General features: G+C 61.7%; 13 protein-coding genes. 7 read left to right on the top strand and 6 right to left on the bottom strand.

Going from position 1 to position 14,571, the window contains the following annotated elements; all coding sequences use genetic code 11:
• Positions 1–66 precede the first annotated feature (66 nt).
• Entirely contained in the window at positions 67–990 is a 924-nt protein-coding gene (locus VNX23_RS28540) for a glycosyltransferase family 2 protein (protein ID WP_325634920.1), read from the bottom strand.
• Between the two features lie 148 nt (positions 991–1,138).
• Positions 1,139–1,720, bottom strand: a complete 582-nt coding sequence (locus VNX23_RS28535; protein ID WP_325634919.1) for a thioesterase family protein — start codon at positions 1,718–1,720, stop codon at positions 1,139–1,141.
• Between the two features lie 463 nt (positions 1,721–2,183).
• On the opposite strand from VNX23_RS28535, the gene iaaH reads away from it, so the two are divergent.
• Positions 2,184–3,617 (top strand): indoleacetamide hydrolase, encoded by a 1,434-nt coding sequence (gene iaaH, locus VNX23_RS28530; RefSeq protein WP_325634957.1) that lies wholly within the window; start codon positions 2,184–2,186, stop codon positions 3,615–3,617.
• Positions 3,618–3,696: 79 nt separating this feature from the next.
• Here iaaH and VNX23_RS28525 read toward each other — a convergent pair whose 3' ends face one another.
• Positions 3,697–4,713, bottom strand: a complete 1,017-nt coding sequence (locus VNX23_RS28525) for a formamidase (RefSeq protein ID WP_325634918.1) — start codon at positions 4,711–4,713, stop codon at positions 3,697–3,699.
• 215 nt (positions 4,714–4,928) lie between these two features.
• Here VNX23_RS28525 and VNX23_RS28520 point away from each other — a divergent pair, with 215 nt between their 5' ends.
• The gene (locus VNX23_RS28520) at positions 4,929–5,759 is read left to right on the top strand and encodes an aspartate dehydrogenase (RefSeq protein WP_325634917.1); all 831 of its coding nucleotides are present in this window, start codon (positions 4,929–4,931) and stop codon (positions 5,757–5,759) included.
• A gap of 10 nt (positions 5,760–5,769) precedes the next feature.
• Positions 5,770–6,789 (top strand): D-cysteine desulfhydrase family protein, encoded by a 1,020-nt coding sequence (locus VNX23_RS28515; RefSeq protein WP_325634916.1) that lies wholly within the window; start codon positions 5,770–5,772, stop codon positions 6,787–6,789.
• A 15-nt stretch (positions 6,790–6,804) separates the two neighbouring features.
• Here the strand turns inward: VNX23_RS28515 and upp are convergent, their stop codons facing one another.
• The 3 genes from upp to VNX23_RS28500 all read right to left on the bottom strand — a co-directional run bounded on the left by upp (position 6,805) and on the right by VNX23_RS28500 (position 10,095).
• Positions 6,805–7,434 (bottom strand): uracil phosphoribosyltransferase, encoded by a 630-nt coding sequence (upp, locus tag VNX23_RS28510; protein ID WP_325634915.1) that lies wholly within the window; start codon positions 7,432–7,434, stop codon positions 6,805–6,807.
• A gap of 145 nt (positions 7,435–7,579) precedes the next feature.
• On the bottom strand, positions 7,580–8,824 hold the full coding sequence (locus tag VNX23_RS28505) for a URC4/urg3 family protein (protein WP_325634914.1): 1,245 nt from the start codon (positions 8,822–8,824) through the stop codon (positions 7,580–7,582).
• Positions 8,825–8,838: 14 nt separating this feature from the next.
• The gene (locus VNX23_RS28500) at positions 8,839–10,095 is read right to left on the bottom strand and encodes a GTP cyclohydrolase II (RefSeq protein WP_325634913.1); all 1,257 of its coding nucleotides are present in this window, start codon (positions 10,093–10,095) and stop codon (positions 8,839–8,841) included.
• 629 nt (positions 10,096–10,724) lie between these two features.
• Here VNX23_RS28500 and VNX23_RS28495 point away from each other — a divergent pair.
• From VNX23_RS28495 to VNX23_RS28480, 4 genes are read left to right on the top strand one after another with little or no spacing between them, the layout of a single operon-like run.
• On the top strand, positions 10,725–11,516 hold the full coding sequence (locus tag VNX23_RS28495; protein ID WP_414643103.1) for an ABC transporter ATP-binding protein: 792 nt from the start codon (positions 10,725–10,727) through the stop codon (positions 11,514–11,516).
• Positions 11,506–12,429 (top strand): ABC transporter permease, encoded by a 924-nt coding sequence (locus VNX23_RS28490; protein WP_325634911.1) that lies wholly within the window; start codon positions 11,506–11,508, stop codon positions 12,427–12,429. The genes VNX23_RS28495 and VNX23_RS28490 overlap by 11 nt, the downstream gene beginning before the upstream one ends.
• Positions 12,430–12,446: 17 nt before the next feature.
• Positions 12,447–13,550 carry an ABC transporter permease gene (locus VNX23_RS28485; RefSeq protein WP_414643102.1) on the top strand — a complete coding sequence of 368 codons (1,104 nt, stop codon included), beginning with the start codon at positions 12,447–12,449 and terminating at the stop codon, positions 13,548–13,550.
• 33 nt (positions 13,551–13,583) lie between these two features.
• Positions 13,584–14,570 (top strand): ABC transporter substrate-binding protein, encoded by a 987-nt coding sequence (locus VNX23_RS28480; protein WP_325634909.1) that lies wholly within the window; start codon positions 13,584–13,586, stop codon positions 14,568–14,570.
• The last annotated feature ends 1 nt before the right edge of the window (position 14,571 follow it).

The following is a 14,571-nucleotide window of genomic DNA, read 5'->3' as shown; positions in this document are numbered from 1 at the left end:
ACATCCGTATAGAAGAAAAAAGCCCTCACGGGATTCCGCTTGAAACAAAATTGGGGGTGACATCGATTATTCCGGCGGGCGCAGGGCCAAATATGCAAGCCGCCGTAACTCGCGGCGACCACGCACGACGGTGTCGAGAATCATTCCGCTGAAGAAGCTGAGGAAGGCGAGTATCATGAGCCCTGTCGAAAGGACCGCGGTGGGCAAACGCGGCACCAAGCCGGTCTGAGCATATGTGACCGCAAGAGGCACTGCGATCACGATCGAAACGAATGCGAGCAACGCGCCAATGACACCGAAAAAAAGCATCGGCTCTTCAATTCGAAACAGCGTCAGGATGGTGAATAGGATGCGCCAGCCGTCGCGGAAAGTAGAGAGCTTGGACGTCGAACCTTCCGGCCGTGCTTTGTAAGCAGTCACGACCTCGGCCACCGGCATGTGCAACTCCAAAGCATGAATGCTGATCTCCGTCTCTATCTCAAAACCTTCCGAGAGAGCTGGGAAGCTTTTGACGAACCGGCGCGAGAATACGCGATAACCGGACAGGACATCGCTGAACGAGCGACCGAAGATACGCGACAAGATTCCAGTAAGGATCGCATTGCCGAGTCGATGGCCTGACCTGTACGCGGCATTAGCGACCGAACTTCGCACACCAACCACCATGTCCAGCCGGCATTCGATCAACTTCAGTATCATCGTCGGAGCAGCCGAGGCGTCATAAGTGGCGTCGCCGTCGGCCATCACATAGACATCAGCATCAATGTCGGCAAACATCCGACGGACGACGTTGCCCTTTCCTGGCGCCAGTTCTGTTCGAACTATCGCGCCAGCAGCGCGAGCTACATTCGCAGTGCTATCAGTCGAATTGTTGTCGAAGACATAAATGACAGCGTCAGGCAAAGCCGCACGAAATGCTGCTACCGTAGCGCTAACGGCCGCCTCTTCATTACGACAAGGAAGGATTACCGCCACGCTGTATTGCTTCATGGCCTGACCATAAGGCCTGCAGTATGCGCTCAAGCGACAGTAAACCGAAGCCGCCTGCCAATGTAGGCTTCACCACACCACCAAGTGTTTTGCCCGAGTCGCGCCAAATCGTCGACACGCTCACTCTGCCGCCTTGCCGACAGTTACGTTACTGCCTGCTCTTTTTGGCAAGGCGCTCATTGAAGGAACGAAGATCGATCACAATCCGCTGGTGCGTTCCGCTGCCGATCTCCTCATCGCCGTCGCTTGCCGACACCTTGAAGTCAACCCGTTTTCCTTCGACCTTGATTACCTCAGCGGTTGCCCGCACCTCGTGGCCTGCAGGCGTGGCAGCGAAGTGCTTTACATCTACGGCAGTGCCGACCGCGCTTTCACCCGCGTCCAAAAACGGTCTGATGGCATTCAGCGCCGCATTCTCCATGATCAGAATCATTACCGGCGTCGCAAGCACTTGCGGCAGGATGGCGTCCTTGAATCGGTTCGCAAGATGTTCGGGTTGCACCCGCAACGCCGATGTTCCTCTTGCTCCCAACGGAATCTGCCGCATTTGTTCCCGGATCTCTGTTTGGACGCGTAGACCGATTTCGCCTGCCAACTGCAGCACAAAGTGCACATCCGGCCAGGTCAGAGTGAGGTCACCAGCGACGCCTCGAGCCTCGGCCGGCGGCTTCCGGTCTAGCCCCAGGTTCGGAGATTTCTCCGCGCCGCGCAAGCCGTCGCTTGGGGCCATCTCCAGACTGCTGTACCGCGGCGGGTGAAACCCACGCGATCACCGCAGTTGCAAGCGCTGCCACAATGATAGTGAAGATCGGTCCGCCGAGGCAGCGGCACAAGGCCCGCGCTGTGGTTGTTGCATCGCAACCTTTATGCAAAATGACGGCGCGGCCGGGGCTCGAAGTCGCGTTTCCGAACGCCTTCCTGAGAAAAGAGGGCAGGCGCGAGGACGCCGGCGCTGTATGATTTGCCAAGATAGCGCATGATCCGGAAAAGTGTGCAACGATTTTCCGAAAAGATCATGTGCCAAACGACAAACTAAAGCGCGATGGCGATTGAACCTGAAGCCATCGCGCTCTAGCGGACCAGAAAGGAGAATAATCATGGAGAGGCAACGTCACCGCGCATTCGTCATCACGGCCGCAATTGCCGCTCTCGCCGTTGTCGGCGGAGCGCATCGAGCAGGGGCCGAACAAGGCATCGATCTCGACGGCTTGACTTTGCGACAGGCGGCGGCCGAACTCTGCGCGGGCAAGATCACGAGCAAGGCGCTGACTTCGGCCGCGCTGGCACGCGCCAAGGCAACGGGGAATCTGAACGCGTTCATTACGCTGGATGAGGCGGGGGCGATGAAAGCGGCCTCGGCGTTCGATGCCGCCCACACCAGAAGGTCTGCGTGCAAACCTCTTGGCGGCGTTCCCGTCGTGATCAAGGACAATATTGAAGTGGCAGGCCTGCCGTCGACCGCCGGCACCCCGGCGCTCAAAAACTTCATCCCGCGCAAGGATGCACCGGTCGCGGCAAGGTTGCGGGACGCAGGCGCCGTCATCATCGGCAAGACCAACATGCACGAGCTGGCGTTCGGCATTTCCGGATACAACGCGGCGTTCAAGTCCGGTCCGGAGCCCGGGGTCCGCAGTGCCTATGATTCGACCAGAATTGCCGGGGGCTCATCGTCGGGAACGGCCGCCGCGATCGGGACGCGTATCGTTACGGCGGGGCTGGGCAGCGACACCGGCGGATCGGTCAGGATCCCCTGCGCGCTGAATGGCTGCGCGTCGCTGCGCCCGACCGTTGGCCGCTATCCGGGCGAAGGCATCGCGCCGATCTCGCACACGCGCGATACCGCAGGCCCAATGGCCGCCACTATCGCCGACGTCGCTGTGCTCGATCGCGTCATTGCTGGCGGCGGGCCGATCGCGCCGGCAAATCCCAAGGAGGTGCGTATCGGCGTCGTCGCCGCCATGCTTGCCAATCTGGATGACGATACCGACGTCGCGTTCCGCGCTGCGCTGGACAAGCTCCGAAAGGCTGGCGTGACGGTGGTCGATGTGGACATGCCGAAACTTGCCGACCTCAATGGTCAGGTCGGCTTTCCGGTCGCGCTTTACGAAGCCTATGACGATATGGTCGCGTATCTGAAAAGGACCGGCACCGGTATCACCATCGAGGAGCTCGCGAAGCAGATCGCCAGTCCCGATGTGAAGGGCACCTACGACGGGTTGGTGATTCCGCGCAAGCTGCCGGGGCCCGACAACAGCGTCGTCGATGGCAAGCCTGCCTACGATGCGGCCATGAAGACCGCGCGTCCGGCACTGCAGGCGCTTTACCGCGATACGTTCACCAAGGACCGCCTGGATGCGATCGCATTTCCGACCGTGCCGAAGGTCGCGATCCCGGCAAATCCGGAGTCGAGCAGCCTCGCCAATTTCACGTTGTTCATCCAGAACACCGACCCCGGAAGCAATGCCGGCGTCCCGGGCATCCAGGTCCCGGTCGCGCTCGGTGCCAGGTCGAAACTGCCGGTCGGACTCGAACTCGACGGTCCCTCGGGGAGCGATCGACGGCTGCTTGCGATCGGGATGGCGTTTGAGAGTATTTTCGGACGCCTGCCGGCACCATCAGCACATTGACAAGGTGCTCATCGAGAGTTCGACGAAAACCTTGGCGACGCCGCTTCGGCGGCGCACGCATATTCGTTGCGCGCGACGCTTACTCCGCCGCCTTGTCGGTCCTTGCGCCGAATACGCGGGTTGGCGCAGCGAAACCGCACGAGGTGCCGTCGGTGATCTTGACCTGGTCCTCCCATGGCAAGCGGTAGGTTCCCCCAACCATGTCCTGCATGAAAGTATAGGGGCAATCCATCGCGCCGCCCTTCACCGCGACGTAACCACGGTGCCAGAGCTGATAGATATTGTTCTCGACGCCCCAGTTGATCCGCGCTTCGCGCACCAGATCGGGCCGCACCTCCGAGGTGATGATCTCGTCGGGCCGCCCGGTCGTGCCATGGGCGAGGATAGTGCCGTCAAAGTTCACGATCATGCCTTCACCCATCGAGTCGAACGAGCCGTCGGAGCCGCACATGCAGACGTTGGCGGTCACCATCAGGTTCTGGAAGGCGTTGGCCTGGTTGGTGAAGCGCCAGCTCTCGCGGATCGGCGCGGTATAGCCGGCGGTCCGGATCATGATTTCGGCGCCCTTGTAGGCGCATTCCCGAGCCATTTCCGGGAACATGCCGTCGTGGCAGATGATCAGGGCGAGCCTGGCACCGTTGGGACCGTCGATCACGGGAATGCCGAGATCGCCGGGCTCCCACGGCTCGACCGGAATCCAGGGGTGGAGTTTCCGGTAATAAAGCTTGATCTCGCCGTGATCGTCGATGATCAGTCCCGAATTGTAGGGATTGCCGTCGGGATTGTACTCCATGATCGAAAAGCAGCCCCAGATCCGGTTGTCGATGCAGGCTTTCTTGAATGCGGCGACTTCCGGTCCGTCGAGCCGGCACATGATCGCGGGATTGGTGTCCATCGACAGCCCGTGGAGCGAGTATTCCGGGAAGACGACGAGGTCCATGGTGGAAAGATTGCGGCGAGCCTTGCCCACCATATAGACGATACGTTCGGTCTGGCGGGCGAGATCGGCCTTGGTCACGACAGCGGGCAATTGCAGCTGCACCAGACCGATCACCACGCCTTCGGGCGATTTGTTGAGTCCACCGAGTCCGTTCATGGGTCGCTCCCTGGCCTGAAAACCGCGTTTCCCTTGAGGCAAGCAAATCCGATTTTTGCGGCCGACAAAAGCTTATTTTTCAGGCGATTACGCGCCCGAACTGAAGGCAGAAGTTTAGCTGGCGACGAGGGCTTTCACCCGGAACCGGCGCGGCTATGATGACGAGATGCGCTCCTCGCGGGGCGCGTGGAAACGAAAAAAAGAGAAGCCAACCAATGGCAAACTTGTCGAGAACTTCCGAACACAAACTCCGGGTCGCGATCGCCGGCTTGGGGCCGATCGGCAAGGGCGCGGCCGAGGCGCTCGATGCGGGAATGGACGGGCTCGTTCTTGCCGCCGTCTCCGCGCAAAACCCGGCAAAGCATCACAACTGGCTGGCTGGGCTGAAAACGCCGCCCGCCGTGCTTCCGATCGAGCAATTGTCCGGCGTCGCCGATATCGTGATCGAATGCGCGCCCGCCAAGCTCGTCAGATCGATCGTCGCGCCTTTCGTCTCACAAGCAAAAACCGCGATCGTGCTCAGTGCCGGAGCGCTGCTCGAAAACGATGATCTGATCGAACTTGCGAAACAGAACGGGGGACAGATCGTGGTGCCGACCGGCGCGCTGATCGGGCTGGACGCAGTGACCGCGGCGGCGGTCGGAGAAATTCATTCGGTGCGGATGGTGACCCGCAAGCCGGTTCGGGGCCTTGCGGGCGCGCCTTATCTGGTCGAGAACAACATCGACATCGAGAGCATCAAGGAACCGCTGAAGATATTCGACGGCACGGCGCGGGAGGCGGCAAAGGGATTTCCCGCCAATCTGAATGTCGCGGTGGCGCTGTCGCTGGCCGGCATCGGTCCTGACCGAACGCGACTGGAAGTCTGGGCCGATCCTGCGTTGACGCGCAATGTGCATCGGGTGGAAGTGGAATCCGACTCGGCGCGATTTTCGATGTCGATCGAGAACATTCCGTCGGAGAATCCAAAGACCGGGCGCATCACCGCGCTTTCGGTGATCGCGTTGCTTCGCAAGCAGTTCGCGCCGCTTCGCGTCGGCACCTGAAGAGATGCGAATGCGATCTCTCAAGTCGTTATCCGACAGGCTCGCTATTTTTCCCCGTTTGGGTCTGGCCAATCTGCCGACCCCACTCGAGCCGATGAAGCGACTGACGGCTTATCTCGGTGGGCCGCGGCTATGGGTCAAGCGCGAAGATGCGACAGGGCTGGGCTTCGGCGGCAACAAGTTGCGCAAGCTCGACTACGTCCTGCACGAGGCGGTCTCAACCGGCGCCGATACGATCGTCTCCGGCGGCGTCGTCCAATCGAACAGCCAGCGGCAGGTTGCGGCGGTTGCGGCGAAGCTCGGGCTTGCGTGCCATCTTGCCGTCTATCACGGCCGATTGGAGCCGCCGACGCCGGAATACAAGACCTCGGGCAATGCGTTTCTCAATCGGCTGTTCGGCGCGCATCTTCATGACGTGCCCTGGACCGGTGACCGCAATGCAGCCATTCGAACGCTTGTCGGCGATCTCGAAGCCAAGGGTCACAGGCCGTACTTTGTGCCGTACGGGGTCTCGAACGCTCTCGGCGCGGTCGCTTATGCCTCGACAATTTCCGAAATCGAAGCACAGGCGGCGGCGTTGGGTTTCGCGCCAGCCGCGATCGTGCATTGCACCGGAAGCGCCGGCACGCAGGCCGGCCTCGTCGTAGGCGCGGCCGTAGCAATGCCAGACACGCGCATCGTTGGGATCGATATCGACGCCGAGCCCGAGCGCGTGCGCGCCGATGTCGTTGGGTTCGCGCAAGAAGCGTCTAATCTTCTCGATATTCCCTTTGACGATGCAGCAGTGGAAGTGATCGCGGGGCACGCTGGACCCGCCTACGGGGTCCCGCACCAGGCCACCATCGAGGCGATCCGGCTTGCCGGCCGCCTTGAGGCTCTTCCACTTGATCCGGTCTACTCGGGCAAGGGGCTCGCTGGCCTGATCGCCCTGATCCGCCAGGGGCGTTGGCGCAAGGACGAAGACGTCATCTTCCTGCATACGGGCGGCGCACCGGCGCTTTTTGCCTACCAGAGCGCGCTCGGCATTTGAATAGGCCAAGCCATCCTATTTGGTGCCGTAAGCGCGATCGCCGGCATCGCCCAGACCAGGAAGAATGAAACCGTGTTCGTCCAGCCGATCGTCGACGGCCGCAAGCCAGATCGGGACGTCAGGGTGGATACCGCGCATTCTCTCGATGCCTTCCGGGGCGCCGATCAGGCACACCAGCCGAATGTCGTTGGCGCCTCGCTCCTTTAGCCGGTCCACGGCCGCCACGGCCGTGTTCGCGGTTGCCAGAACGGGGGAAATGACAATGACCTGTCGCTCCTGCAAATCGCCCGGCGCCTTGAAGAAATATTCCACCGCCACGAAGGTTTCGGGCTCGCGGTAGAGGCCGATATGGGCGACGCGTGCGTTCGGCACGAGATCGAGCATGCCTTCCGCAAACGTCATGCCGGCCCGCAGCACCGGCGCGAACACCAGTTTCTTGCCGGCGATCTGCGACGACTTCATATGGGCAAGCGGCGTTTCGATATCGGTGTCGGTGAGCGGCAGATCGCGGGTGATCTCGTAACACAAGAGCATCCCGACTTCCTTCAGCAGCTCGCGAAATGACTTGGTGGAGACGTCCTTCCTCCGCAGCAGCGTCAGCTTGTGCTGGACCAGGGGGTGTCTGACGATCGTGACGCCGTCCATATTGCTGTTCCGGGTTTTTAGATCATGATGCGATTTGGTCGAATCGCATCATGATCTCGCGTCTTTGTTTGAGCATGATCTCCGCGCAAACGCGCTCCGCGTTTGTCGCGAGGGAAAACCGGTGCCCGCTTTTTCGGATCATGCTCTAAAACACGGTGCCGTCGCTGATGACTTTCACCGGCGGCGATGCATCGGCGCGGCGCTCGCGCGCCAGGCTTCGGCCGGCGGCCCAGGTCCCGCCTTGCAGAACTTTCGCCAGCGGCAGCGAGACGGCATCCAGGGAAAGCCGTTGCCGCATTCCCTCGGCAACGCGGTCGAGCAGGGCCACCGTCAGCGCTCGCCACTCCACGACCAACGGCGATCCCACTTCATGCTTGCGCTCTGCTTGCTCTTGATCACGAAACGCGAGCACGCCGGAATCGATGAAGAGCCCGCCGTTGCGGTATTCCGCAAGGCCCGTGAGCCCGTCGATGTCGCGCACGGTTAGGCCCGCGGCCTGCAGCGGCTCGATCAGCGAATAGGCGAGCCACTGCGAGAGCTTGTGCAGCGGCATCAAGCCGCCGGTCGCATCACTCGTCGTCAGCGCCGGATGCTTCCAGCAGTCGCCGAGCGCGATCCCGCCCAATGTCAGCCGCGACGGCCAGATCGGCCCGAGTTGCTGCAGCAATTCGGATAAAATCGTTGGCGCGGGTAGTTGCGCGTTTTTCGCAAGACTCGCCAGGGAATCGAACAGTCCGCCGGGGCGCGGCTGGTCGAAGCGGCCGAAGACGTCGCCCTTCGAGGAAACCAGCCTGCCCAGGCGGCGCAAGAGATCGGCGCGGCCTTCAAGGCCGACCAGCGGATTGGTTTCGGAGACCTGCAGTCCACGCCTGAGATCGGCCACCGAGAGATTGGCAAGGACATCGGCATCGACCCGCAGGGGATCGCTTGAATCGGCGGAGAATGCGCCGCTTGCAAACATGGCAAGGCTTGCCAGTCCCAATCCCTCGGAACGGCCGATCGAAAGACCGGTTCCCGAATCGTGATAGCGCCATGCCGGACCAGCGCCGGCATCCAGGAACACGCTGACGATGGCGAGATCGAATTCCGCCCGCGCCCGGCTCTTTCGGTCGCGCCACTGTCTCTGTTCGGCGATCGCGGACCAGCGGTCGCTGCCGTTCACGTCGAAATGCCGCCAGCGCGAATGAAACGGCACCTCGAAGGAAGGATAGGTTTTGCGCGTTGTCTCGAGCACCAGCTCGATCACGCCGTCCATGTGCTCAAGATCAATGCGGAAGTTTGCAAGCTTGTCGTCAAGCCCCGTCGCCAGCATGCGATGAGCACGCTCGCGGACCGCGTTGGCATTGAGCAATGTGAGAGCAGCCGCGGTCTCGGAATTTGCGAGGGACAAGGGCCGCCCTCTCGTCAATATTTTTCAAGCGGGCGGCCGACCGAATTGACCAGGTCCTGCGGCTCGACGGGCTCTGCGCTGTAATAACCGGCGGCCTTCTTGGCGGCTATTTCCACGTGCGCGTCGGTCGGGACAAGATCGTCCGGAATCGGAACTCGCTCGACGATCTCGATGCCCTGGCTCGTCAGCGCCTCATATTTCATGTCGCTCATCGAAACGAAGCGATCGATGCGCTTGAGCCCGAGCCAGTGGATCACATCCGGCATCAATTGCTGGAAACGCGCGTCCTGAACGCCGGCCACGCATTCAGTGCGTTCGAAATACTGGGCTGCGGCATCGCCGCCTTCCTGGCGCTTGCGCGCATTGTAGACGAGGAATTTGGTGACCTCGCCGAGGGCGCGGCCTTCCTTGCGATTGTAGACGATGATTCCCAATCCGCCGTTTTGGCCTGCGCGCGCGCATTCCTCGATGCCGTGAAGCAGATAGGGGCGGCAGGTGCAGATGTCGGAGCCGAACACGTCGGAGCCGTTGCATTCGTCGTGGACCCGGCACGTGATGCTGGTGCGGTGATCTGGCAGTTTGGCGACGTCTCCGAACAAATAGGCCGTCGTTCCGCCGATCGGAGGCAGGAACACCTGCAGGTCGGGCCGAGTCACCAGCTCGGGAAACATGCCGGCCGTCTGTTCGAACAATTGCCGGCGCAAATTGTTTTCGGTAGTGGCGAACCGCTTCGCCAGGCCCGGCAGATACCAGACCGGGTCGATCGCGATCTTGACCACCGAGACGCTGCCGTTGTTGTGGACCACCTCGTCATCATGCTTGAGCCTGCCGGCTTCGATCGCCGCCTTCAGCTCCGGCAGATCGAGGCGGGCGCGCGTGATCGCGATGCTCGGGCGGATATCGGTTCCTTCGGCGATCTCGGTCGCGAAGCTCTCGGCGACCAGATGCCCCCACGGGTCCAGCGAGACGATCCGTTGCGGGTCGCTCCATTGCGGGAAGGGGCCGATGGTCGCGGCCGGGTGGGTGTTGGTGAGATCCGAACGCCGGATCGGATCGAGCGCACCGGACGAGACGGCGAGTGCCCGGTAGACCGAATAGGAACCGCCATGGGTGCCGACGACGTTGCGGTCCTGGGGGCGGGATACGGTGCCGATCACCGGTCCGCGCTCGCGTGCGCTGGTCGCGCCCCAGTGGATCGGGAAGTTGAGCTTGCCCCCTGGCGCGGGGTGCGAGGTAATCCGGATATGATCAACCCGGTTTGAGCGAGTCATCGCCGTGTATCCTTGAGCCGTCTCGTCCTTATAGCCAGTATCCTTGCGTGTATCCTTAAACGGCGACGGCCCGCCTGATCAGACGGGCCTGGCCACCTACCAACGATTAGCTTCACGGCCGCGGCCGTTTTCTGAACTATAGCGCGATCGGGGGCGAATACAACGTCGATTAAAGTCCCGTTTTCACTGAAAAACCGCGTGTATTAACCACTTCAGGTCATGGCCGGCGCCTCTAAGCACGGGCTCGCCCGCCCACGCATCCGGCCCGGCTCCGGGATCGGTCCGGTTGGGCTCGACGGCACTGCCGACGCTGCCTTCTTCAAGGTGAGACACTGCCTCTCGAGGCACGGCGGTCGAGGCAAGAACTCCAGGCAAGCCGCGGTCTTGCTTTCCTATCATTTTGAGCAAGGCGCAGGGCCATGCTTGCCCACCAAAAAATCTTCGGTTGCGCAAACATTGAGCGCGCCAGTCGCGGCTCGATTTGCCAATATTTGCCCATGGCGCGGCAGCTGGGCGGAGCATTGAAGCTGGACGATCCCGACGGTACGCTGTGTCGGGTCGAGCGGGAGGCATTTTCTCCGATCGATCCCGCAGCGACAAGAAGGACAGCCGATGCCGGGGCCGAATTGATTTCTTCAACAAAACGCCTGGCGGTTGACGTTCGCAACGTCTCGCTGACCTTCGAGACTGCGGATGGCAAGATCGACGCATTGTCCAATGTCAGTTTGCAGGTGGCGGAGGGCGAATTCGTCTCCTTCATCGGTCCTTCCGGCTGCGGCAAAACCACGATGCTGCGCGTGATCGCTGATCTCCAGCAACCGACATCCGGAACGCTTTTCGTCAACGGGATGAAGGCGGAACAGGCGCGGCTGGCGCGCCGATACGGCTACGTGTTCCAGGCGCCCGCATTGTTTCCATGGCGGACAATCGAAAAGAACATCAAGCTGCCGCTCGAGATCATGGGTTTTTCCGAAAGCGAGCAACGACAGCGCGCGGCGCGCTATCTTGCCATGGTCAACCTGACCGGCTTCGAGCGCAAATTTCCCTGGCAATTGTCGGGCGGGATGCAGCAGCGCGTGTCGATCGCCCGCGCGTTGTCCTTCGACCCGGAACTGCTCTTGATGGACGAGCCGTTCGGCGCGCTGGATGAAATCGTCCGCGACCATCTCAATGAGCAATTGTTGCAGCTATGGGACAAGACCGGAAAGACGGTTCTGTTCGTCACCCACTCGATTCCGGAAGCGGTGTTCCTGTCCACCAGGATCGTGGTGATGTCGCCGCGGCCGGGGCGCATCATCGATGTCATCGATTGCAATTTTCCGCGCAACCGCACCCTGGAAGTTCGCGAGACGCCGGAATTCCTGAAGATCGCGCAACGCGTTCGCGCCGGTTTGCGGGCGGGGCACTCCTATGACGAGTAGTGCGCTTGCCTTTTCCCTGCCGCGCGGCTCGTGGCGGCAATACCGGCTGGTGGAGCGCTTTGCGCCGATCGTCACGATCGTTCTGGCGTTGATCGCGATCTGGTACGTCGCGGCCGTTCTGATGAATCTTTCGCTGGTGCGGGACGGCTTCGAGCGCGAGGAGACGCCTTACACGATATCGGACCTGATCGAGGGCACGATGAGCGCGGAGCGGCCGCTGCTGCCGGCGCCGCATCAGGTGGTCAAAACGTTTCTGGATTCGGTGTTCGGCTATGCGCCGACGGCGCCGCGCAGCCTGGTCTATCATTCGGGAATCACGCTCTCGGCGACATTGCTTGGCTTTGCGCTCGGCGCGCTTTTGGGTATCGGCCTGGCACTGATGATCGTGCACAGCCGGGTGCTGGAAAAAAGCCTGTTGCCGTGGGTCATCTGCTCGCAGATGGTCCCGATCCTGGCGCTGGCGCCGATCTTCATCGTGGTGCTCGGCGCGATCGGATTGCACGGCCTGCTGCCGAAGTCGATCATCTCGGCCTATCTCTGCTTCTTTCCGGTGACCATCGGCATGGTGAAAGGCTTCACCTCGCCCGACCCGATGCAGCTTGACCTGATGCGGACGTGGTCGGCATCGCCCCGTCAGGTGCTGTCGAAGTTGCGATGGCCGTCCGGCGTTCCCTATCTTTTCGCGAGCCTGAAGGTCGCAATCACGATTTCGCTGATCGGTGCCATCGTTGCCGAACTGCCGACGGGGGGTGAAGCTGGAATTGGGGCGCGGCTCCTGGCGGGCTCTTATTACGGGCAGACCATCCAGATCTGGGCAGCGCTGGTGGCCGCTGCGATCCTCGCCTCGGGCTTGATCGCCCTTGTGGATCTGACCCAACGCGTCGTCGCGCGGCAGATGGGAGCACAGCCGTGACCCCGCGCCAGCGCCGATTGGGTTTCACCTTAAGTCTTCTGGGCACGCTCGCGCCGCTCGCCTTGCCGCTTTCGGGCCATCCTGTGGCTGCCTTGTCGGCGCGACCGGGTCTGCTGGCATTGACCGTGACCGGCGCGGCGTGTCTTGCCGTGGCTGCCGCCTTGGGCTCATCCGGCTCGATCCTGCCGGGATTGTTCGGCGCGGCCTGCGGGGCAGTGACGACGCTGTCGTTGTTGCGCGACGGCGGCATTGCCGGCTCGGCGGCATCAGGGTTTTGGGCGATGACGCTCGCGGTCTGGCTTGGTTCGGCCCTGTGCGTCAACGAGCTGGCCTCGATTCGTCCGCGCGGCCCGCTTTTACGCCGCGCTCTCGGCCTTGCGGTTCCACTGCTGTTCGGCGCGGTGGTGTTTTATCTCTGGGAAGCGTTCGTGCGCGGGTTCGGCGTGTCCCCGGTGATCTTGCCGGCGCCAAGTGCAGCGGCGGCGAGGTTCATCGCGTCCCTGCCGACGCTGGGAGCGGATTTTGTTCAGACCTTCATCCGAGGCGTTCTGATCGGATACGCCGTCGGTTGCGGTGCGGGCCTCGTGGTGGCGATTGTCGCGCAGCGCTTCGTCTTTCTCGGGCGCGGCCTGCTGCCGCTCGGCAATTTCTTCTCTGCGCTGCCGCTCGTCGGTATTGCGCCGATCATGGTGATGTGGTTCGGCTTCGACTGGCCCTCGAAGGCGGCGGTGGTCGCGCTGGTGACTTTCTTTCCGATGCTGGTGAACACGCTCGCCGGATTGTCTGCCTCCGGCCACATGGAACGCGATCTCATGCGGTCGTATGGCGCCGATTATCGGCAAACACTCGGGAAACTCTATCTGCCGGCCGCCTTGCCGTTTGTCTTCAACGCGTTGAAGATAAACGCCACCTTGGCGCTGATAGGCGCGATCGTGGCCGAGTTCTTCGGAACGCCGACGCAGGGAATAGGCTTTCGGATCTCGACAGAGGCCGGTCGCATGGCGCTCGACATGGTGTGGGCGGAAATCGCGCTGGCCGCGGTTGCAGGAATGGCTTTCTACGGACTTGTCGCGCTTGCCGAGCGCGTGACCACTTTTTGGCATCCATCGTATCGAACCTGACTCGGCGGGTTCTCTCAAGACCTGGAGTATCGCATGAAAAAATCATTGGCATTCGCGCTCGGCATCGCCCTCGGCCTGTCGTTGACGGCGGCGCGGGCGGCGGACAACGTCACCATCCAGCTCAAATGGGTCGCCCAGGCGCAGTTCGCCGGTTACTTCGTGGCGAAGGATAAGGGTTTTTACAAGGATGCCGGCCTCGACGTCACCATCAAGCCCGGTGGCCCCGATGTGGCGCCGCCGCAGGTCATTGCCGGCGGCGGTGCTGACGTGGTGGTCGACTGGATGCCGTCCGCGCTCGCCTCGCGCGAGAAGGGCGTGCCGCTGGTCAATATTTCGCAAACCTTCAAGAGGTCCGGACTGGAGCTGACCTGCCGCGCCGAGACCGGCATCAAGAAGCCGGACGATCTGAAGGGCAAGACCGTCGGGGTTTGGTACGGCGGCAACGAATATCCCTTCCTGTCGTGGATGTCGAAGCTCGGCTACAAGACCGATGGCTCTCCGGCCGGAGTCAAGATCATCAAGCAAGGCTTCAACGTCGATCCGCTCCTGCAGAAGCAAGCCGACTGCGTCTCCACGATGACCTACAACGAATATTGGCAGGTGATCGACGGCGGCTACAAGCCGAGCCAGCTCGTCGTCTTCAAGTACGAAGATGAGGGCGTCGCCACGCTGGAAGACGGTCTCTGGGTGATCGAGAAGAATCTCAAGGACCCCGCGTTCGTGGCCAAGATGGCGAAGTTCGTCAAGGCCTCGATGAAGGGCTGGGACTACGCCAAGAACCATCCGGACGAAGCCGTGAAGATCATTCTGGCTGGCGACACCACAGGTGCCAAAACCGAAAAGGACCAGAAGCGGATGATGCTGGAAGTCGGCAAATTGCTCGGCGCTGCCGATGGCAAGCTCGATGTCAAGGATTATGATCGAACCGTTGCGACACTGATGTCGGGCGGATCGGATCCGGTCATCACCAAGAAGCCGGAAGGCGCCTACAGCTTCGCGGTCTATGACGCGATGAAGTGAT

Origin of the sequence: Bradyrhizobium sp., assembly GCF_035570375.1 — a bacterium.
Lineage (GTDB): Bacteria > Pseudomonadota > Alphaproteobacteria > Rhizobiales > Xanthobacteraceae > Bradyrhizobium.
Note: the sequence above shows the minus strand (reverse complement) of the source record. Positions and strands in the feature narration are given on the sequence as shown.

Excerpts from the sequence above, each read along its gene's own strand:
- VNX23_RS28540 (WP_325634920.1), bottom strand. The coding sequence starts at position 990 with ATGAAGCAATACAGCGTGGCGGTAATCCTTCCTTGTCGTAATGAAGAG.
- VNX23_RS28535 (WP_325634919.1), bottom strand. The coding sequence starts at position 1,720 with ATGGCCCCAAGCGACGGCTTGCGCGGCGCGGAGAAATCTCCGAACCTG.
- VNX23_RS28525 (WP_325634918.1), bottom strand. The coding sequence starts at position 4,713 with ATGAACGGACTCGGTGGACTCAACAAATCGCCCGAAGGCGTGGTGATC.
- VNX23_RS28520 (WP_325634917.1), top strand. The coding sequence starts at position 4,929 with ATGGCAAACTTGTCGAGAACTTCCGAACACAAACTCCGGGTCGCGATC.
- VNX23_RS28515 (WP_325634916.1), top strand. The coding sequence starts at position 5,770 with ATGCGATCTCTCAAGTCGTTATCCGACAGGCTCGCTATTTTTCCCCGT.
- upp (WP_325634915.1), bottom strand. The coding sequence starts at position 7,434 with ATGGACGGCGTCACGATCGTCAGACACCCCCTGGTCCAGCACAAGCTG.
- VNX23_RS28500 (WP_325634913.1), bottom strand. The coding sequence starts at position 10,095 with ATGACTCGCTCAAACCGGGTTGATCATATCCGGATTACCTCGCACCCC.
- VNX23_RS28490 (WP_325634911.1), top strand. The coding sequence starts at position 11,506 with ATGACGAGTAGTGCGCTTGCCTTTTCCCTGCCGCGCGGCTCGTGGCGG.
- VNX23_RS28480 (WP_325634909.1), top strand. The coding sequence starts at position 13,584 with ATGAAAAAATCATTGGCATTCGCGCTCGGCATCGCCCTCGGCCTGTCG.